This window comes from Candidatus Tisiphia endosymbiont of Temnostethus pusillus (assembly GCF_964264675.1).
Taxonomy (GTDB): domain Bacteria; phylum Pseudomonadota; class Alphaproteobacteria; order Rickettsiales; family Rickettsiaceae; genus Tisiphia.
Genome location: NZ_OZ183472.1, coordinates 1077990 through 1103505 on the forward strand (window position 1 = coordinate 1077990; position 25516 = coordinate 1103505).

The following is a 25516-nucleotide window of genomic DNA, read 5'->3' on the forward strand; positions in this document are numbered from 1 at the left end:
TACTATGCTTAGGTAATATTTTGGAATATCTTTTGCATTGCTACTAATTAATTCATACAAGCAAACTCTTATCGGATATTCATTACCTAAATCATAAATATGATTTACTGACTTTTCTAGTTCCTCCTCTAATTGTAATTGATCAATGATGTTTATCTTTATAATCTCTAAGGGAAACTCTTTATCATCTAGTATTAATTGATAACCGTTACCTCTATTATCTTCTTTGATTAAGGTCCGTAGTATTTCGTGTCTAGCTACTATACTTTTTATACTACTTTCTAATATATCTATGCTAGCATTACTAGATATACTAAATACCATCGGTATATTATAAGCATTAGTTCCTTCTTCATATTTCTCAATAAACCATAACCTCTCTTGGGCAAAAGATAACGATTGTTCTTCTACTTTAGTAAAGGCAGCTTTATCTATTACTATGTTATTTTCGTTATTATGTTCTATATATTGAACCAACCTTTTTACTGTATTGTGCTTAAAGATAGCTGGTATACTAATTGCATTATTTAATTCTTTACTTAATTTACTTACCAACCTTATTGCTAAAATGCTATTACCTCCCAATCTAAAAAAATCATCATGGATACTTACTTTTTCTTCAGGTAATCCTAACACTTCTGCCCAAATCTTACAAACTTGACTCTCCAATTCATTCCTAGGGGCTACATATGTTTCAATATTAGTAAACTCAGGATCAGGTAATGATTTTCTATCCAACTTACCATTAATGGTTAATGGCAATCTCTCCAAATGCACTAATATAGCAGGTATCATATATTCCGCTAATCTTGCCCGTAGGTAATTTAATATAGCCTCTTCATCTAACTTACATTCTGATACATAATAACCTGCTAAATACTTACTGCCTGATTCTCCTAGTCCTTGTTGTTCTTTAGCTAACACTACACTCTGTGTTATTCCTTCATAACTTGATAAAACACTCTCTATTTCTTCTAACTCTATCCTGTAGCCTCTGATCTTAACCTGAAAATCATTACGTCCTATATATTCTAAGTTACCATTTGCTAACCATCTTACCAAGTCTCCAGTCTTATATAACCTTGCATTCTTTGCTAATTTCTTTTCCTTTATACTTTGAAATGGATTAACTATAAACTTCTCTGCTGTTAAGTTAGGGCGATTTAAATAACCTCTAGCTAATCCTGCTCCCCCTATATATAATTCTCCTATCGCTCCTATTGGTAACGGAGTTAAGTTAGTGTCTAATACATAAGCTTTTAAATCAGCTATTACCTTACCTATATATTCTCCTAAATCTTCTTCTGTTATTGCTTTATATGTAACATGTACTGTAGTTTCTGTAATACCATACATATTTATTAGTTTAGGTTGATTATAACCATAATAATTAAACCAAGGTTTTAATTGAGATAAATTTAATGCTTCTCCACCAAATATAACTAATCTCAGATTAGTTAGTTTATCTTGTATGTCCTTATTAATAGCTATATCCGTAAACTGATAGAAAATACTAGGGGTTTGATTTAGTATTGTTATTTGCTCTTGTTTACACAATTCATAAAATATATTTAAATCTCTAATGTATTCATACGATGGTATTACTAACTTGCCACCATACATTAATGCTCCCCATATCTCCCATATACTAAAATCAAACACATACGAATGAAATAGTGTCCAAACATCATTATTATTAAACTTATACCAACAATCTGTTGCTATAAATAATCTCATTACATTACTATGAAGTTGTAATATTCCCTTAGGATTACCTGTAGTACCTGAGGTATATATAACATAAGCAAGGTTATTGCTGGTGGTAGAAGTTGCAGGATTAGATGTCGGGTAGGATGCTAGTAAAGTTTGTAGTTGCTGATCATCAATTGCTAAGATCGTTACTTGACTAATTATGCTAATAGCTAAGCTATCTAATCTTTGTTTATGTCCTTCATTAGTCAGTACTAACTTACTATTTGTATCTTCTAATATATAACTTATTCTTTCATCAGGATAATTTGAATCGATTGGTACATATGCTCCTCCTGCCTTTAATACAGCAAGGATCGCTATTAGCATATGTTCACTCCTGTCTAAACATAAGGCTATCAACGTATCGGGGCTAATCTGATATGTCTCTCTTAAGTAATTGGCTAACTGATTGGCTCTCTCATTAAGTTGCCTGTATGTTAGCTTAGTTTCTTCATATACTATTGCTATGTTATTTGGTGTCCTTGCTGCTTGTTCTTCGAATAAAGCTTGTATTGTCTTATCGCTTGGATAAGTTTTATCTGTATCATTCCAGTTATTAATAATTTGTTGGTATTGTTGTTGATCTAAATAGTTTAAATCAGCTATTTTACTATGTGCTTGTTTTTGGCTATTATTAAGCAATGTCGCCAATTGTTTTAATATCTCAGTATATGTTTTTATAAAACCATTAATTGTTTCTTCGCTATATAAACTTGTTGCATAATTAAAACTTCCTTTTAAACAAACTTCACTATCATCTATAAAAGTACTAATATCAAACTTAGCTACATTATATAAACTAGCTCCTGTTGTATGTGTTTGTAATATATTAGCTAAATAAGTTTCTTGTTGTTCGTCCTCTTGACTATATAGCTCATTCCCAAAACTCTGCACTGCAAACATTACTTGGAATATTGCATGCCTACTAGTATCTTTGATTACATTTAGTTCCTCTACTAATTTTTCAAATGGTAAATCCTGATGTAGTTGTGCTTGTACTATTTCATCTCCTACTTGCTTGATAAATTCTTTAATTGAAACTTTTGCATCTATTTGCATTCTCAGGGCTAACGAATTGACAAAGAAACCAATTAAATTTTCTATCTGATCATATTGCCTATTAGCTATTGGAGTTCCTACCACTATATCATCTTGATTACTATAACTTCTCAACATTAAATAATAACCACTAAGTAATACGCTGTATAAGCTTACCTTTAATTTCTTAGCTAATTCCCTTAAAGATCTTGAGGTATCTTTATCTAACTCAAAATAGATATTGCTACCTTCATAATCTATCTGACTTGCTCTTGGTTTATCGGTTATTAAGTTTAATGTCTCATAACCACTTAGTTTATTCTTCCAGTAATTTAATTGTTTATCTAATCTTTCCCCACTTAAATAGTTTCTTTGCCATAATGCAAAATCTTTATATTGAATAGTTAATTTTGGTAAGTTTAGTTTACTTACTAAACCTTGTGATTGTTTTAGATAATAACTATAATATGCTTGTAGTTCTTTCAAAAATATATCGGTAGACCAACCATCAAAGGCTATGTGATGAATTACTATGCTTAGGTAGTATTTTGGAGTATCTTTTGCATTGCTACTAATTAATTCATACAAGCAAACTCTTATCGGATATTCATTACCTAAATCATAAATATGATGTACTGACTTTTCTAGTTCCTCCTCTAATTGTAATTGATCAATGATGTTTATCTTTATAATCTCTAAGGGAAACTCTTTATCATCTAGTATTAATTGATAACCGTTACCTCTATTATCTTCTTTGATTAAGGTCCGTAGTATCTCGTGTCTAGCTACTATACTTTTTATACTACTTTCTAATATATCTATACTAGCATTACTAGATATACTAAATACCATCGGTATATTATAAGCATTAGTTCCTTCTTCATATTTCTCAATAAACCATAACCTCTCTTGAGCAAAAGATAACGATTGTTCTTCTACTTTAGTAAAGGCAGCTTTATCTATTACTATGTTATTTTCGTTATTATGTTCTATATATTGAACCAACCTTTTTACTGTATTGTGCTTAAAGATAGCTGGTATACTAATTGCATTATTTAATTCTTTACTTAATTTACTTACCAACCTTATTGCTAAAATGCTATTACCTCCCAATCTAAAAAAATCATCATGGATACTTACTTTTTCTTCAGGTAATCCTAACACTTCTGCCCAAATCTTACAAACTTGACTCTCTAATTCATTCCTAGGGGCTACATATGTTTCAATATTAGTAAACTCAGGATCAGGTAATGATTTTCTATCCAACTTACCATTAATGGTTAATGGCAATCTCTCCAAATGCACTAATATAGCAGGTATCATATATTCCGCTAATCTTGCCCGTAGGTAATTTAATATAGCCTCTTCATCTAACTTACATTCTGATACATAATAACCTGCTAAATATTTACTACCTGATTCTCCTAGTCCTTGTTGTTCTTTAGCTAGTACTACACTTTGTGTTATTCCTTCATAACTTGATAAAACACTCTCTATCTCTTCTAACTCTATTCTGTAGCCTCTGATCTTAACTTGAAAGTCATTACGTCCTATATATTCTAAGTTACCATTTGCTAACCATCTTACCAAGTCTCCAGTCTTATATAACCTTGCATTCTTCTCTAACTTCTTTTCTGCTGTACTTTGAAATGGATTAACTATAAACTTCTCTGCTGTTAAGTCAGGGCGATTTAAATAACCTCTAGCTAATCCTGTTCCTCCTATATATAATTCTCCTATCGCTCCTACTGGTAACGGTCTTAAATTAGTGTCTAATACGTAAGCTTTTTCATTATCAAGTGGACTACCTAAACTCACATGTAAAAGATTTACATTCTCTTGATAATTATATGATTTTGAGCTAGACCATATAGTGGTTTCCGTAGGTCCATATACATTTATTATCTTAATAGATTTAGCTAGTATTTTACTAAGTAAACTATAACTTAAACTTTCACCACCAATCAATAATTTAAGTTTTGAGGTATTTTCTAAACAATCTAATTTTAAATCACACAATTTTGGTGTTAGTTGTATAAAATCATAAGATAAACAATCTAAAGAGTAAAAATCACTAATGCCCATAGTAATGACACCTCCAGTTAGTAAAGGTAATCCATACTCTAGACCAAAGATATCGAATACATAATTAGTTGCACTATATGTATTAATCTTAAGTTTATCTTTAAAATAAAGCTTCTTTATACAGTTTATAGTAAAAACATATGCTTTATGCTCAATCATTACCCCCTTAGGATTACCTGTAGTACCTGAAGTATATATAACATAAGCAAGGTTATTGCTGGTAGTAGAAGTTGCAGGATTAGATGTCGGGTAGGATGCTAGTAAAGTTTGTAGTTGCTGATCATCAATTGCTAAGATCGTTACTTGACTAATTGTGCTAATAGCTAAACTATCTAATCTTTGTTTATGTCCTTCATTAGTCAGTACTAACTTACTATTTGTATCTTCTAATATATAACTTATTCTTTCATCAGGATAATTTGAATCCATTGGTACATATGCTCCTCCTGCCTTTAATACAGCAAGTATCGCTATTAGCATATGTTCACTCCTGTCTAAACATAAGGCTATCAACGTATCGGGGCTAATCTGATATGTCTCTCTTAAGTAATTGGCTAACTGATTGGCTCTCTCATTAAGTTGCCTGTATGTTAGCTTAGTTTCCTCATAGACTATTGCTATGTTATTTGGTGTCCTTGCTGCTTGTTCTTCGAATAAAGCTTGTATTGTCTTATCGCTTGGATAAGTTTTATCTGTATCATTCCAATTATTAATGATTTGTTGGTATTGTTTTTGATCTAAATAGCTTAAATTCTGTACTTCCTGGTAAGGATTGCTTACTATTTGTTCAAGTAAGCTTTTAGCTATCAATAATAATTGCTCTATACTATCATTACTGAATAACTCCCCAGCATATTTGATCATAAATGTTAATTGATTATTTACTTCATATGCTATTACTGCTAATGGATAATCTAGTTTCTCTACTGATCCTGTAAACCTTATCTTAATTCTACTTTGCTGTTCTTCATTGGCTGGATTAGGATAGTTCTCATAAACAAATAAACTATCAAATAACCGCTCACCTCCTTTTTGTAATTTAACTAAGCTGATATCACTTCTACTATTGATCTCATTAATATCACTTTGAATAGCCTTTATTGACTCTATTACACTTGTTATTGTTTTATTTTGATGCTCTACTATCAATGGTAAAGTATTTATATACAACCCTACTGAACTCTCTATGTCATCTATTGGAAGATTCCTACCTGATACGGTAGTTCCTACTACCGTTTGATTACTATTACCATAAATACTTAATACTTTGTGCCATACATATTGTAATATTGCATTTAATGTTACACCTTCTTCTTGACTGAACTTTTTTAAATTGTCATATAAGTTGCCTGTAATTGTTAATACTTGTTCTGCTGGATTTGTTATATGTTTATGTTCACTTATTCTTAACTGTTTCTGTTTATTGTTACTTAATAACAAGCCACTGAAGTCACTTCGCTCTTCTATTTGAGATATATATTTATTCCAGTAATCCTTATTATCTTCTTGATGCTTTTGTATATATTTCTGTGCTTCTTGATAACTTTGCTCTATCTCTAACAATATTATTTCTTTATCTTGCAATTTTAAGTAAGTATCATGAATATATCCTAATAATATTGAATTACTCCAACCATCTAATATTGCATGGTGATTACTAAAAATACATGTATATAAATCTTCCCTCTGCTTAATTAAATACACCCTAAATAAATTACCTTGTTGTAAGTCATATACTTCAAGCCGATCTTCTTCTTGAATTTGTTTAATGGTAAATTCTTGAATTGTAAAATCTTGTTCTTCACTTAAGTCAATATATCTCCAATCTAAATTACCTTCTTTATCTATTACTTGGATTAATTCTTCCTCCCAGTTTAACCTCAGCCTTAGGCTACTGAATCTTGCTTGAGCATAACCCCAAGCTTCTTTTAATTTATTAAGTGCTAACTGATTATTATATTGCCAAATAATCTGTACTCTGTACGCATCATCAACATCACCTTGATTTAAGGTATGATAAATAAAACCTTGTTGTAAGCTATTTGCTAAATATACTCCTTCTATCTCTCGATGTTCTTGTAACCTATCTAAGTATTCCTGACTTATTACATTATCTATATCGCTCACTGTTAAGTAGCTTCTAGTCTGCTTGACTGTGTAGCTGATTATATCTTCTAACTTCTGTTGAAATAAATCAGCTAGTTTATTGGTTATATTTGCACCTAACTTACTTGCTATACTAAATTTAAGTTTACCATCTACAACTAAACCATTGATATTAACTATATTGTTGTCTTGGTTAGCGGGATGCATTGATATACCGCTATTCTCACTAATAATATTCCATAAATCTTTATCTGTTGTCGCACCTTGCTTGTCAAACTGTCCTAGATAGTTAAAGCTTATTCTTGATAAATCACTCTGATATCCTATTACTGTCCCGTAACCTATTCCTTTATTTGGTACTTGTCTTAAATTCTCTTTGACAGTCTTAAGACTATTACCTAACTCCTCACTTATCTCTAATCGTATTGGATAGATAGTAGTAAACCAACCAACTGTTCTTGTTATATCAATATTACTATCTATCTCCTCTCTACCGTGACCTTCTAATACTATATAGTTAATTTTATTGTCTGTTATCTCAGCTAAACTATAACCAAGAGCAGTAAGCAAGATATCATTCACTTGCGTATTATAAGCTCTATTACTGTCTTGTAATAACTTACCAGTCTGTTCTTTGTTTAATTGTAAGCTAGCATAACTATAAGTATCTTCACTTGCTATTAACTTATTTAGATGATTATTATTACTATCATAGTCAGATAAGATATTTGACCAGTAAGTTTTTTCACTCTCATGAGTAGTTGCATATTCTCTTACTGCATTTACCCATTGTCTGTAACTACCTCCTTTACTACCTAAATCTTTAGCATGGTAAAGATTTCTTAAATCTTCAGCAATTATCCTCCAACTTACCGCATCTACTATTAAATGATGCAGAGCAAAATAGATCCTACTACTCCCATCTTCATAACCAAAAATATAGCCAATACTATAGGTTGGTCCATGCTCTAAATCAAAATTACTCTGCCAACTAGTTAATATCTCCTGTAGTTTAAACTCAAATTCTTTACTACCTTTTTTAACATCCAATTTGTTTATGTCTAATATCTTTAATTCTTCTACCTTGGCATCATTATTATAATATTGGCAATAACTCTGTACCAAATCTGTAGCTTTCCTGTATCTTAGTCTAAAACTATCATGATGTTGAACTAATTTAGTTATGCTTAGCTGTAGCCTATTTATATCTAAGGTCTCGGTTCTTAACAGAAATGACTGATTCCAATGATTAGGAATTATAAAATTATGCTTAAAGAACCACTGTTGCACTGGTAATAATGGTACTTCTCCACTTAATATACCTTGTTCACTTCTTAAATCTCCTTGAGTACTGCCTTGTCCTTTGCTTAAAACATTATCATAGAGTCTTTCAATAGTTTTATAACCAAAGATATCCTTAACAGTAACATTTAACCCTAGCCTTTGTCTTAACCTACTTACCAACTGGATACTTATTATACTATCCCCTCCTAGTCTAAAGAAATCATCATGGATACTTACTTTATCTTCAGGCAATCCTAACACTTCTGCCCAAATCCTACAAACTTGACTTTCCAATTCATTTCTAGGAGCGACATAGGTTTCAATATTAGTAAACTCAGGATCAGGTAATGATTTTCTATCCAACTTACCATTAATGGTTAATGGCAAACTCTCCAAATGCATTAACACAGCAGGTATCATATATTCCGGTAATCTTGCCTGTAGGTAATTTAATATGCCTTCTTCATCTAACTTAGATTCTGATACATAATAACCTGCTAAATACTTACTGCCTAATTCTCCTGCTTCTTGTTGTTCTTTAGCTAGTACTACACTTTGTGTTATTCCTTCATAACTTGATAAAACACTCTCTATCTCTTCTAGTTCTATTCTGTAGCCTCTGATCTTAACTTGAAAGTCATTACGTCCTATATATTCTAAGTTACCATTTGCTAACCATCTTACCAAGTCTCCAGTCTTATATAACCTTGCATTCTTTGCTAATTTCTTTTCCTTTATACTTTGAAATGGATTAACTATAAACTTCTCTGCTGTTAAGTCAGGGCGATTTAAATAACCTCTAGCTAATCCTGCTCCCCCTATATATAATTCTCCTATCGCTCCTATTGGTAGCGGGGTTAAGTTTATATCTAGTACATAAGCCTTTCTATTTGTAAAAGCTATACCAATTGGTATAGTCTTTACGCTTGTTATGTTATTTTTACTAATATTTAATGTACAACTAAATGTAGTATTCTCCGTAGGACCATAACCATTAATAATATTCTGAGGTGCATCATGTGAGTTTATTAATTTGGATATTAGTTTAGGATTTAATGCTTCTCCACCAACAAGTAAATATTTAATATTTTTAAAAATACTTTGATCAATTAAAAACAATTGATCAAATAAAGTCCTTGTTAACCATAATACTGAAATTTTATTTGTTATTAATGTCTTTTGCAGTAAATTAATATCAGCTAATAAATCTATTTTATTAGCTGGAATAAATAATTTAGCTCCATTTAACAACGAGGTCCAAATCTCAAAAGTTGCAGCATCAAATGTTATATCGGCAAATTGAATAAATGAATCACTAGAATTAATAGACACATAATCAACATTCTTTACAAGAGATACCACTCCTTTATGTTCAATTATTACCCCCTTAGGATTACCTGTAGTACCTGAAGTATATATAACATAAGCAAGGTTATTGCTGGTGGTAGAAGTTACAGGATTAGATGTCGGGTAGGATGCTAGTAAAGTTTGTAGTTGCTGATCATCAATTGCTAAGATCGTTACTTGACTAATTGTGCTAATAGCTAAACTATCTAATCTTTGTTTATGTCCTTCATTAGTCAGTACTAACTTACTATTTGTATCTTCTAATATATAGCTTATTCTTTCATTAGGATAATTTGAATCGATTGGTACATATGCTCCTCCTGCTTTTAATACAGCAAGGATCGCTATTAGCATATGTTCACTCCTGTCTAAACATAAGGCTATCAACGTATCGGGGCTAATCTGATATGTCTCTCTTAAGTAATTGGCTAACTGATTCGCCCTTTCATTAAGTTGCCTGTATGTTAGCTTAGTTTCCTCATATACTATTGCTATGTTATTTGGCGTTCTTGCTACTTGTTCTTCGAATAAAGCTTGTATCGTCTTATCGCTTGGATAAGTTTTATCTGTATCATTCCAGTTATTAATAATTTGTTGGTATTGTTGTTGATCTAAATAGTTTAAATCAGCTATTTTACTATGTGCTTGTCTTTGGCTATTATTAAGCAATGTCGCTAATTGTTTTAATATCTCAGTATATGTTTTTATAAAACCATTAATTGTTTCTTCGCTATATAAACTTGTTGCATAATTAAAACTTCCTTTTAAACAAACTTCACTATCATCTATAAAAGTACTAATATCAAACTTAGCTACATTATATAAACTAGCTCCTATTGTATGTGTTTGTAATATATTAGCTAAATAAGTTTCTTGTTGTTCCCCTACTTGATTATATAATTCACTCCCAAAATTTTGTACTGCAAACATTACTTGGAATATTGCATGCCTACTAGTATCTTTGATTACATTTAGTTCCTCTACTAATTTTTCAAATGGTAAATCCTGATGTAGTTGTGCTTGTACTATTTCATCTCCTACTTGCTTGATAAATTCTTTAATTGAAACTTTTGCATCTATTTGCATTCTCAGGGCTAACGAATTGACAAAGAAACCAATTAAATTTTCTATCTGATCATATTGCCTATTAGCTATTGGAGTTCCTACCACTATATCATCTTGATTACTATAACTTCTCAACATTAAATAATAACCACTAAGTAATACGCTGTATAAGCTTACCTTTAATTTCTTAGCTAATTCCCTTAAAGATCTTGAGGTATCTTTATCTAACTCAAAATAGATATTGCTACCTTCATAATCTATCTGACTTGCTCTTGGTTTATCGGTTATTAAGTTTAATGTCTCATAACCACTTAGTTTATTTTTCCAGTAATTTAATTGTTTATCTAACCTTTCCCCACTTAAATAGTTTCTTTGCCATAATGCAAAATCTTTATATTGAATAGTTAATTTTGGTAAGTTTAGTTTACTTACTAAACCTTGTGATTGTTTTAGATAGTAACTATAATATACTTGTAGTTCTTTCAAAAATATATCAGTAGACCAACCATCAAAGGCTATGTGATGAATTACTATGCTTAGGTAATATTTTGGAGTATCTTTTGCATTGCTACTAATTAATTCATACAAGCAAATTCTTATCGGATATTCATTACCTAAATCATAAATATGATTTACTGACTTTTCTAGTTCCTTCTCTAATTGTAATTGATCAATGATGTTTATCTTTATAATCTCTAAGGGAAACTCTTTATCATCTAGTATTAATTGATAACCGTTACCTCTATTATCTTCTTTGATTAAGGTCCGTAGTATCTCGTGTCTAGCTACTATATTTTTTATACTACTTTCTAATATATCTATACTAGCATTACTAGATATACTAAATACCATCGGTATATTATAAGCATTAGTTCCTTCTTCATATTTCTCAATAAACCATAACCTCTCTTGGGCAAAAGATAACGATTGTTCTTCTACTTTAGTAAAGGCAGCTTTATCTATTACTATGTTATTTTCGTTATTATGTTCTATATATTGAACCAACCTTTTTACTGTATTGTGCTTAAAGATAGCTGGTATACTAATTGCATTATTTAATTCTTTACTTAATTTACTTACCAACCTTATTGCTAAAATGCTATTACCTCCCAATCTAAAAAAATCATCATGGATACTTACTTTTTCTTCAGGTAATCCTAACACTTCTGCCCAAATTTTACAAACTTGACTCTCCAATTCATTTCTAGGGGCTACATATGTTTCAATATTAGTAAACTCAGGATCAGGCAATGATTTTCTATCCAACTTACCATTAATGGTTAATGGCAATCTCTCCAAATGCACTAATGCAGGTATCATATATTCCGGTAATCTTGCCCGTAGATAATTTAATATAGCCTCTTCATTTAACTTAGATTCTGATACATAATAACCTGCTAAATATTTACTGCCTAATTCTCCTGCTTCTTGTTGTTCTTTAGCTAGTACTACACTTTGTGTTATTCCTTCATAACTTGATAAAACACTCTCTATCTCTTCTAGTTCTATCCTGTAGCCTCTGATCTTAACCTGCAAATCATTACGTCCTATATATTCTACATATCCATTCCGATGCCATTTCCCTAAATCTCCTGTTTTATATAATCGACCAAACTTACTATGTTCTATAAAGCTAGCATTAGTTTTTTCTGGATCTCTCCAGTAATTTAATGCAACCCCTATACCACCAATATGAATTTCACCAATCACACCTACTGGACAATGCTCATAATTATAATTCAATACATATATCTTTTGATTTGGCATAGCTGTACCATAGGGGATACTGTGCCACTCTTGCTTAATTTCTGTTATCTCATACCATATAGACCAAATACTACCTTCTGTTGCCCCTCCTAAACTCATGATAATTGATTGATTACAATGTTTTTTGATTCTGTTTGGTAAACTAATAGGTATCCAATCACCACTTAATAAAAATAATTTTAAAGAAGCAATAGATAAATAACTATTCTCAACTGCATCTATTAGTAAGCTAGCTAACTGTGGTACTGTATTCCATATTGTAATTTGATATTTATTAATTAATTCCATCCAGTGATTAGGATCTTGTGTTTTCTCTTGTTTTGGAAGCACTATCTCACCACCTACAGTTAAGATACCAAATATATCATATACAGATAAATCAAAACTTAATTCTGATAATGATAATACTTTGTCTTTTGAAGAGATATTAAACCTCGAATTTATTGCAGCAATTGTATTTAATACTCCTCTATGAGTTATGGTAACTCCTTTAGGTTCTCCTGTTGAACCAGAAGTAAATATCACATATGCTATATCTTCTAGCATTACTATTGGTAAATTAATATTAGTCAGCTGTAATTCTAATTTCTTATTATTCTTGATTTTTGATAAAACATCTTCTATTACTAATAATTGATATTTTGTTGATAAAATTTCTCTAATTTCTTTTTTATTGTATTGTACTCTAGAAATTAGCAATATAGATACATTACCATGTGCTAATACTTTTTCCAGTCTTTCCACCGGCCAGTCTATATTCAGAGGTAAATAACCATGACTAGATGCCATTATAGACAGTGTTGATACTACTTGGTTATAACTTTTTTCGCTTAAAATCCCTATTAGTTTGTTATACGGCTGTACAATAGGATTAATATTATTTAAATGTAATATATATCTTGATAATAAATTACTCTCTTGTAATAATTGTTTGTATTTATACTCTTTTTCTATATCTATTACTGCTATATTATTTGGAGTTTTTTTTGCTTGTTCTTCAAACAATTCATGGATTGTTTTAGTATCTTGATACTCTCTATCAGTTCGATTCCATATATCTATTATTTGTTGGTATTGTTCTTGATCTAAATAGCTTAAATCAGCTATTTTAGTATGTTCTTGTCTTTGGCTATTATTAAGCAATGTCGCCAATTGTTTTAATATCTCAGTATATGTTTTTATAAAGCCATTAACTGTTTCTTTGCTATATAAACTTGTTGCATAATTAAAACTTCCTTTTAAACAAACTTCACTATCATCTATAACAGTACTAATATCAAACTTAGCTACATTATATAAACTAGCTCCTATTGTATGTGTTTGTAATATATTAGCTAAATAAGTTTCTTGTTGTTCCCCTACTTGATTATACAATTCACTCCCAAAATTTTGTACTGCAAACATTACTTGGAATATTGCATGCCTACTAGTATCTTTGAGTACATTTAGTTCCTCTACTAATTTTTCAAATGGTAAATCCTGATGTAGTTGTGCTTGTACTATTTCATCTCCTACTTGCTTAATAAATTCTTTAATTGAAACTTTTGCATCTATTTGCATTCTCAGGGCTAACGAATTGACAAAGAAACCAATTAAATTTTCTATCTGATCATATTGCCTATTAGCTATTGGAGTTCCTACCACTATATCATCTTGATTACTATAACTTCTCAACATTAAATAATAACCACTAAGTAATACGCTGTATAAGCTTACCTTTAATTTCTTAGCTAATTCCCTTAAAGATCTTGAGGTATCTTTATCTAACTCAAAATAGATATTGCTACCTTCATAATCTATCTGACTTGCTCTTGGTTTATCGGTTATTAAGTTTAATGTCTCATAACCACTTAGTTTATTTTTCCAGTAATTTAATTGTTTATCTAATCTTTCCCCACTTAAATAGTTTCTTTGCCATAATGCAAAATCTTTATATTGAATAGTTAATTTTGGTAAGTTTAGTTTACTTACTAAACCTTGTGATTGTTTTAGATAGTAACTATAATATGCTTGTAGTTCTTTCAAAAATATATCAGTAGACCAACCATCAAAGGCTATGTGATGAATTACTATGCTTAGGTAATATTTTGGAGTATCTTTTGCATTGCTACTAATTAATTCATACAAGCAAATTCTTATCGGATATTCATTACCTAAATCATAAATATGATTTACTGACTTTTCTAGTTCCTCCTCTAATTGTAATTGATCAATGATGTTTATCTTTATAATCTCTAAGGGAAACTCTTTATCATCTAGTATTAATTGATAACCGTTACCTCTATTATCTTCTTTGATTAAGGTCCGTAGTATCTCGTGTCTAGCTACTATACTTTTTATACTACTTTCTAATATATCTATACTAGCATTACTAGATATACTAAATACCATCGGTATATTATAAGCATTAGTTCCTTCTTCATATTTCTCAATAAACCATAACCTCTCTTGAGCAAAAGATAACGATTGTTCTTCTACTTTAGTAAAGGCAGCTTTATCTATTACTATGTTATTTTCGTTATTATGTTCTATATATTGAACCAACCTTTTTACTGTATTGTGCTTAAAGATAGCTGGTATACTAATTGCATTATTTAATTCTTTACTTAATTTACTTACCAACCTTATTGCTAAAATGCTATTACCTCCCAATCTAAAAAAATCATCATGGATACTTACTTTTTCTTCAGGTAATCCTAACACTTCTGCCCAAATCTTACAAACTTGACTTTCCAATTCATTTCTAGGAGCGACATAGGTTTCAATATTAGTAAACTCAGGATCAGGTAATGATTTTCTATCCAACTTACCATTAATGGTTAATGGCAATCTCTCCAAATGCACTAATGCAGGTATCATATATTCCGGTAATCTTGCCCGTAGATAATTTAATATAGCCTCTTCATCTAACTTAGATTCTGATACATAATAACCTGCTAAATATTTACTGCCTAATTCTCCTGCTTCTTGTTGTTCTTTAGCTAGTACTACACTTTGTGTTATTCCTTCATAACTTGATAAAACACTCTCTATCTCTTCTAGTTCTATCCTGTAGCCTCTGATCTTAACTTGAAAGTCATTACGTCCTATATATTCTAAGTTACCATTTGCTAACCATCTTACCAAGTCTCCAGTCTTATATAACCTTGCATTCTTTGCTAATTTCTTTTCCTTTATACTTTGAAATGGATTAACTATAAACTTCTCTGCTGTTAAGTCAGGGCGATTTAAATAACCTCTAGCTAATCCTGCTCCCCCTATATATAATTCTCCTATCGCTCCTATTGGTAGCGGGGTTAAGTTTATATCTAGTACATAAGCCTTTCTATTTGTAAAAGCTATACCAATTGGTATAGTCTTTACGCTTGTTATGTTATTTTTACTAATATTTAATGTACAACTAAATGTAGTATTCTCCGTAGGACCATAACCATTAATAATATTCTGAGGTGCATCATGTAAGTTTATTAATTTGGATATTAGTTTAGGATTTAATGCTTCTCCACCAACAAGTAAATATTTAATATTTTTAAAAATACTTTGATCAATTAAAAACAATTGATCAAATAAAGTCCTTGTTAACCATAATACTGAAATTTTATTTGTTATTAATGTCTTTTGCAGTAAATTAATATCAGCTAATAAATCTATTTTATTAGCTGGAATAAATAATTTAGCTCCATTTAACAACGAGGTCCAAATCTCAAAAGTTGCAGCATCAAATGTTATATCGGCAAATTGAATAAATGAATCACTAGAATTAATAGACACATAATCAACATTCTTTACAAGAGATACTACTCCTTTATGTTCAATTATTACCCCCTTAGGATTACCTGTAGTACCTGAAGTATATATAACATAAGCAAGGTTATTGCTGGTGGTAGAAGTTGCAGGATTAGATGTCGGGTAGGATGCTAGTAAAGTTTGTAGTTGCTGATCATCAATTGCTAAGATCGTTACTTGACTAATTGTGCTAATAGCTAAACTATCTAATCTTTGTTTATGTCCTTCATTAGTCAGTACTAACTTACTATTTGTATCTTCTAATATATAACTTATTCTTTCATCAGGATAATTTGAATCCATTGGTACATATGCTCCTCCTGCCTTTAATACAGCAAGTATCGCTATTAGCATATGTTCACTCCTGTCTAAACATAAGGCTATCAACGTATCGGGGCTAATCTGATATGTCTCTCTTAAGTAATTGGCTAACTGATTGGCTCTCTCATTAAGTTGCCTGTATGTTAGCTTAGTTTCCTCATAGACTATTGCTATGTTATTTGGTGTCCTTGCTGCTTGTTCTTCGAATAAAGCTTGTATTGTCTTATCGCTTGGATAAGTTTTATCTGTATCATTCCAATTATTAATGATTTGTTGGTATTGTTTTTGATCTAAATAGCTTAAATTCTGTACTTCCTGGTAAGGATTGCTTACTATTTGTTCAAGTAAGCTTTTAGCTATCAATAATAATTGCTCTATACTATCATTACTGAATAACTCCCCAGCATATTTGATCATAAATGTTAATTGATTATTTACTTCATATGCTATTACTGCTAATGGATAATCTAGTTTCTCTACTGATCCTGTAAACCTTATCTTAATTCTACTTTGCTGTTCTTCATTGGCTGGATTAGGATAGTTCTCATAAACAAATAAACTATCAAATAACCGCTCACCTCCTTTTTGTAATTTAACTAAGCTGATATCACTTCTACTATTGATCTCATTAATATCACTTTGAATAGCCTTTATTGACTCTATTACACTTGTTATTGTTTTATTTTGATGCTCTACTATCAATGGTAAAGTATTTATATACAACCCTACTGAACTCTCTATGTCATCTATTGGAAGATTCCTACCTGATACGGTAGTTCCTACTACCGTTTGATTACTATTACCATAAATACTTAATACTTTGTGCCATACATATTGTAATATTGCATTTAATGTTACACCTTCTTCTTGACTGAACTTTTTTAAATTGTCATATAAGTTGCCTGTAATTGTTAATACTTGTTCTGCTGGATTTGTTATATGTTTATGTTCACTTATTCTTAACTGTTTCTGTTTATTGTTACTTAATAACAAGCCACTGAAGTCACTTCGCTCTTCTATTTGAGATATATATTTATTCCAATATTCCTTGTTATCTTCTTGATGCTTTTGTATATATTTCTGTGATTCTTTATAACTTTGATCTTCCTTTAACAATATTATTTCTTTATCTTGCAATTTTAAGTAAGTATCATGAATATATTCTAATAATATTGGATTACTCCAACCATCTAATATTGCATGGTGATTACTAAAAATACATGTATATAAATCTTCCCTCTGTTTAATTAAATATACTCTAAATAAGTTACCTTGTTGTAAGTCATATATTTCCAGCCGATCTTCTTCTTGAATTTGTTTAATCTCGAATTCTTGAATTGTAAAATCTTGTTCTTTACTTAAGTCAATATATCTCCAATCTAAATTACCTTCTTTATCTATTACTTGGATTAATTCTTCCTCCCAGTTTAACCTCAGCCTTAGGCTACTGAATCTTGCTTGAGCATAACCCCAAGCTTCTTTTAATTTATTAAGTGCTAACTGATTATTATATTGCCAAATAATTTGTACTCTGTATGCATCATCAATATCACCTTGATTTAAAGTATGATAAATAAAACCTTGTTGTAAGCTATTTGCTAAATATACTCCTTCTATCTCTCGATGTTCTTGTAACCTATCTAGATATTCCTGACTTATTACATTATCTATATCACTCACTGTTAAGTAGCTTCTAGTCTGCTTGACTGTATAGCTGATTATATCTTCTAACTTCTGTTGAAATAAATCAGCTAGTTTATTGGTTATATTTGCACCTAACTTACTTGCTATACTAAATTTAAGTTTACCATCTACAACTAAACCATTGATATTAACTATATTGTTGTCTTGGTTAGCGGGATGCATTGATATACCGCTATTCTCACTAATAATATTCCATAAATCTTTATCTGTTGTCGCACCTTGCTTGTCAAACTGTCCTAGATAGTTAAAGCTTATTCTTGGTAAATCACTCTGATATCCTATTACTGTCCCGTAACCTATTCCTTTATTTGGTACTTGTCTTAAATTCTCTTTGACAGTCTTAAGACTATTACCTAACTCCTCACTTATCTCTAATCGTATTGGATAGATAGTAGTAAACCAACCAACTGTTCTTGTTATATCAATATTACTATCTATCTCCTCTCTACCGTGACCTTCTAATACTATATAGTTAATTTTATTGTCTGTTATCTCAGCTAAACTATAACCAAGAGCAGTAAGCAAGATATCATTCACTTGCGTATTATAAGCTCTATTACTGTCTTGTAATAACTTACCAGTCTGTTCTTTGTTTAATTGTAAGCTAGCATAACTATAAGTATCTTCACTTGCTATTAACTTATTTAGATGATTATTATTACTATCATAGTCAGATAAGATATTTGACCAGTAAGTTTTTTCACTCTCATGAGTAGTTGCATATTCTCTTACTGCATTTACCCATTGTCTGTAACTACCTCCTTTACTACCTAAATCTTTAGCATGGTAAAGATTTCTTAAATCTTCAGCAATTATCCTCCAACTTACCGCATCTACTATTAAATGATGCAGAGCAAAATAGATCCTACTACTCCCATCTTCATAACCAAAAATATAGCCAATACTATAGGTTGGTCCATGCTCTAAATCAAAATTACTCTGCCAACTAGTTAATATCTCCTGTAGTTTAAACTCAAATTCTTTACTACCTTTTTTAACATCCAATTTGTTTATGTCTAATATCTTTAATTCTTCTACCTTGGCATCATTATTATAATATTGGCAATAACTCTGTACCAAATCTGTAGCTTTCCTGTATCTTAGTCTAAAACTATCATGATGTTGAACTAATTTAGTTATGCTTAGCTGTAGCCTATTTATATCTAAGGTCTCGGTTCTTAACAGAAATGACTGATTCCAATGATTAGGAATTATAAAATTATGCTTAAAGAACCACTGTTGCACTGGTAATAATGGTACTTCTCCACTTAATATACCTTGTTCACTTCTTAAATCTCCTTGAGTACTGCCTTGTCCTTTGCTTAAAACATTATCATAGAGTCTTTCAATAGTTTTATAACCAAAGATATCCTTAACAGTAACATTTAACCCTAGCCTTTGTCTTAACCTACTTACCAACTGGATACTTATTATACTATCCCCTCCTAGTCTAAAGAAATCATCATGGATACTTACTTTATCTTCAGGCAATCCTAACACTTCTGCCAAAACCCTACAAACTTGATTCTCTAATTCATTCCTAGGGGTTACATATGTTTCAATATTAGTAAACTCAGGATCGGGCAATGATTTTCTATCCAACTTACCATTAATGGTTAATGGCAATCTCTCCAAATGCACTAATATAGCAGGTATCATATATTCCGGTAATCTTGCCTGTAGGTAATTTAATATAGCCTCTTCATTTAACTTAGATTCTGATACATAATAACCCGCTAAATACTTACTTCCTAATTCTCCTACTCCTTGTTGTTCTTTAGCTAGCACTACACTTTGTGTTATTCCTTCGTAGCTTGATAAAACACTCTCTATTTCTTCTAGCTCTATCCTATAGCCTCTGATCTTAACCTGAAAATCATTACGTCCTATATATTCTAAATTACCATCTGCTAACCACCTTACCAAGTCTCCAGTTTTGTATAATCTTGCATTCTTCTCTAACTTCTTTTCTGCTGTACTTTGAAATGGGTTAACTATGAACTTCTCTGCTGTTAAGTCAGGGCGATTTAAATACCCTCTAGCTAATCCTGCTCCTCCTATATATAATTCTCCTATCGCTCCTATTGGTAACGGAGTTAAGTTAGTATCTAATACATAGCACTTGGCGTTAGAAATTGCAGATCCTATTAAATTAGTATCACCATCTATTATTTGTTTACTAGATGCATATATAGTTATTTCTGTTGGTCCATAATAATTATATAGTTTATAATTACTTGACCAATATGTACCTGTATCAATATCACATGGTTCTCCTGCATATATTATTCCATGCAATGTTTCATATTTTATTCTTGGTAAAATCGATAATAATACTGGAGGTAAATATAGATAATTAATGCCATTATCTATAATATATTTGCTAATCAGCAATGCATCCGTCCTTACTTTCTCACCTAATAGATAAAGTACTCCAGATCTAAATAATACGGTAAAAAATTCTGATACTGATACATCAAATACATAGGATGTAAATGCAGTTACCTTATTCCCTTTGCTAAAGTCATATACTCCATTTAAAGATAATACAGTATTCACCACTCCTCTATGTTCAATCATTACCCCCTTAGGATTACCTGTAGTACCTGAAGTATATATAACATAAGCAAGGTTATTGCTGGTGGTAGAAGTTGTAGGATTAGATGCTAGATGGGATGCTAGTAGAACTTGTACTTGCTGATCATCAATTGCCAAGATCGTTACTTGACTGGTTGTGGTAATAGCTAAGCTATCTAATCTCTGTTTGTGTACTTCATTAGTTAGTACTAACTTACTACTTGTATCTTCTAATATATAGCTTATCCTTTCATCAGGATAACTTGAATCCATTGGTACATATGCTCCTCCTGCTTTTAATACACCAAGTATCGCTATTAGCATATGTTCACTCCTGTCTAAACATAAGGCTATCAACGTATCGGGGCTAATCTGATATGTCTCTCTTAAGTAATTGGCTAACTGATTGGCTCTCTCATTAAGTTGCCTGTATGTTAGCTTAGTTTCTTCATATACTATTGCTATGTTATTTGGTGTCCTTGCTGCTTGTTCTTCGAATAAAGCTTGTATTGTCTTATCGCTTGGATAAGTTTTATCTGTATCATTCCAGTTATTAATAATTTGTTGGTATTGTTGTTGATCTAAATAGTTTAAATCAGCTATTTTACTATGTGCTTGTTTTTGGCTATTATTAAGCAATGTCGCCAATTGTTTTAATATCTCAGTATATGTTTTTATAAAACCATTAATTGTTTCTTCGCTATATAAACTTGTTGCATAATTAAAACTTCCTTTTAAACAAACTTCACTATCATCTATAAAAGTACTAATATCAAACTTAGCTACATTATATAAACTAGCTCCTGTTGTATGTGTTTGTAATATATTAGCTAAATAAGTTTCTTGTTGTTCGTCCTCTTGACTATATAGCTCATTCCCAAAACTCTGCACTGCAAACATTACTTGGAATATTGCATGCCTACTAGTATCTTTGATTACATTTAGTTCCTCTACTAATTTTTCAAATGGTAAATCCTGATGTAGTTGTGCTTGTACTATTTCATCTCCTACTTGCTTAATAAATTCTTTAATTGAAACTTTTGCATCTATTTGCATTCTCAGGGCTAACGAATTGACAAAGAAACCAATTAAATTTTCTATCTGATCATATTGCCTATTAGCTATTGGAGTTCCTACCACTATATCATCTTGATTACTATAACTTCTCAACATTAAATAATAACCACTAAGTAATACGCTGTATAAGCTTACCTTTAATTTCTTAGCTAATTCCCTTAAAGATCTTGAGGTATCTTTATCTAACTCAAAATAGATATTGCTACCTTCATAATCTATCTGACTTGCTCTTGGTTTATCGGTTATTAAGTTTAATGTCTCATAACCACTTAGTTTATTTTTCCAGTAATTTAATTGTTTATCTAATCTTTCCCCACTTAAATAGTTTCTTTGCCATAATGCAAAATCTTTATATTGAATAGTTAATTTTGGTAAGTTTAGTTTACTTACTAAACCTTGTGATTGTTTTAGATAGTAACTATAATATGCTTGTAGTTCTCTCAACAATATATCAGTAGACCAACCATCAAAGGCTATGTGATGAATTACTATGCTTAGGTAATATTTTGGAGTATCTTTTGCATTGCTACTAATTAATTCATACAAGCAAATTCTTATCGGATATTCATTACCTAAATCATAAATATGATTTACTGACTTTTCTAGTTCCTCCTCTAATTGTAATTGATCAATGATGTTTATCTTTATAATCTCTAAGGGAAACTCTTTATCATCTAGTATTAATTGATAACCGTTACCTCTATTATCTTCTTTGATTAAGGTCCGTAGTATCTCGTGTCTAGCTACTATACTTTTTATACTACTTTCTAATATATCTATACTAGCATTACTAGATATACTAAATACCATCGGTATATTATAAGCATTAGTTCCTTCTTCATATTTCTCAATAAACCATAACCTCTCTTGAGCAAAAGATAACGATTGTTCTTCTACTTTAGTAAAGGCAGCTTTATCTATTACTATGTTATTTTCGTTATTATGTTCTATATATTGAACCAACCTTTTTACTGTATTGTGCTTAAAGATAGCTGGTATACTAATTGCATTATTTAATTCTTTACTTAATTTACTTACCAACCTTATTGCTAAAATGCTATTACCTCCCAATCTAAAAAAATCATCATGGATACTTACTTTTTCTTCAGGTAATCCTAACACTTCTGCCCAAATCTTACAAACTTGACTTTCCAATTCATTTCTAGGAGCGACATAGGTTTCAATATTAGTAAACTCAGGATCAGGTAATGATTTTCTATCCAACTTACCATTAATGGTTAATGGCAATCTCTCCAAATGCACTAATGCAGGTATCATATATTCCGGTAATCTTGCCCGTAGATAATTTAATATAGCCTCTTCATCTAACTTAGATTCTGATACATAATAACCTGCTAAATATTTACTACCTAATTCTCCTGCTTCTTGTTGTTCTTTAGCTAGTACTACACTTTGTGTTATTCCTTCATAACTTGATAAAACACTCTCTATCTCTTCTAACTCTATTCTGTAGCCTCTGATCTTAACTTGAAAGTCATTACGTCCTATATATTCTAAGTTACCATTTGCTAACCATCTTACCAAGTCTCCAGTCTTATATAACCTTGCATTCTTTGCTAATTTCTTTTCCTTTATACTTTGAAATGGATTAACTATAAACTTCTCTGCTGTTAAGTCAGGGCGATTTAAATAACCTCTAGCTAATCCTGCTCCCCCTATATATAATTCTCCTATCGCTCCTATTGGTAGCGGAGTTAAGTTAGTGTCTAATACATAACACCTTACGTTAGAAATTGCAGAACCTATATTTGTAGCACCATTATTATTATAGTGATTTAAGCTTGCATATACACTCACCTCACTTGGTCCATATGCATTTATCACTTTTACGTTACTATTTTGATAGTAATCTAATACTTCTTTGTTAGCTTTATCCCCCCCTAGCACTAAGATATTTAATCTAAGTATATATTCATTATTTAATAATGTAGGTGGTAGTAACGCTATATCTATATTGTTTTTTTGTATGTAAATACTTAGTTGCCTTATATCTTGCCTTATATCATTATCTATGATATATATAGTATGACCATTTAAGATAGTTGTATAAGCTTCCCATACATGTGCATCAAATACATAATTAGCATACCATAAGCAATTTTTGATATTTTTTTCTTTAGGTAATTCAAACTCTTTTTCTTGTACTATTGCTAAATTTATAATTCCTCGATGTTCAATCATTACCCCCTTAGGATTACCTGTAGTACCTGAGGTATATATAACATAAGCAAGGTTATTGCTGGTGGTAGAAGTTGCAGGATTAGATGTCGGGTAGGATGCTAGTAAAGTTTGTAGTTGCTGATCATCAATTGCTAAGATCGTTACTTGACTAATTATGCTAATAGCTAAGCTATCTAATCTTTGTTTATGTCCTTCATTAGTCAGTACTAACTTACTATTTGTATCTTCTAATATATAACTTATTCTTTCATCAGGATAATTTGAATCGATTGGTACATATGCTCCTCCTGCCTTTAATACAGCAAGGATCGCTATTAGCATATGTTCACTCCTGTCTAAACATAAGGCTATCAACGTATCGGGGCTAATCTGATATGTCTCTCTTAAGTAATTGGCTAACTGATTGGCTCTCTCATTAAGTTGCCTGTATGTTAGCTTAGTTTCTTCATATACTATTGCTATGTTATTTGGTGTCCTTGCTGCTTGTTCTTCGAATAAAGCTTGTATTGTCTTATCGCTTGGATAAGTTTTATCTGTATCATTCCAGTTATTAATAATTTGTTGGTATTGTTGTTGATCTAAATAGTTTAAATCAGCTATTTTACTATGTGCTTGTTTTTGGCTATTATTAAGCAATGTCGCCAATTGTTTTAATATCTCAGTATATGTTTTTATAAAACCATTAATTGTTTCTTCGCTATATAAACTTGTTGCATAATTAAAACTTCCTTTTAAACAAACTTCACTATCATCTATAAAAGTACTAATATCAAACTTAGCTACATTATATAAACTAGCTCCTGTTGTATGTGTTTGTAATATATTAGCTAAATAAGTTTCTTGTTGTTCGTCCTCTTGACTATATAGCTCATTCCCAAAACTCTGCACTGCAAACATTACTTGGAATATTGCATGCCTACTAGTATCTTTGATTACATTTAGTTCCTCTACTAATTTTTCAAATGGTAAATCCTGATGTAGTTGTGCTTGTACTATTTCATCTCCTACTTGCTTGATAAATTCTTTAATTGAAACTTTTGCATCTATTTGCATTCTCAGGGCTAACGAATTGACAAAGAAACCAATTAAATTTTCTATCTGATCATATTGCCTATTAGCTATTGGAGTTCCTACCACTATATCATCTTGATTACTATAACTTCTCAACATTAAATAATAACCACTAAGTAATACGCTGTATAAGCTTACCTTTAATTTCTTAGCTAATTCCCTTAAAGATCTTGAGGTATCTTTATCTAACTCAAAATAGATATTGCTACCTTCATAATCTATCTGACTTGCTCTTGGTTTATCGGTTATTAAGTTTAATGTCTCATAACCACTTAGTTTATTCTTCCAGTAATTTAATTGTTTATCTAATCTTTCCCCACTTAAATAGTTTCTT

General features: G+C 30.7%; 1 protein-coding gene (running past both ends of the window). It reads right to left on the bottom strand.

The whole window is internal to a non-ribosomal peptide synthase/polyketide synthase gene (locus tag ACFEL2_RS05080; protein WP_375331670.1) on the bottom strand: the coding sequence, 39996 nt in all, runs 2865 nt past the left edge and 11615 nt past the right edge, and what appears here is coding positions 11616-37131 — codons 3872 (partial) to 12377 (complete); reading right to left, the first codon wholly in view occupies positions 25513-25515. Both the start codon and the stop codon lie outside the window.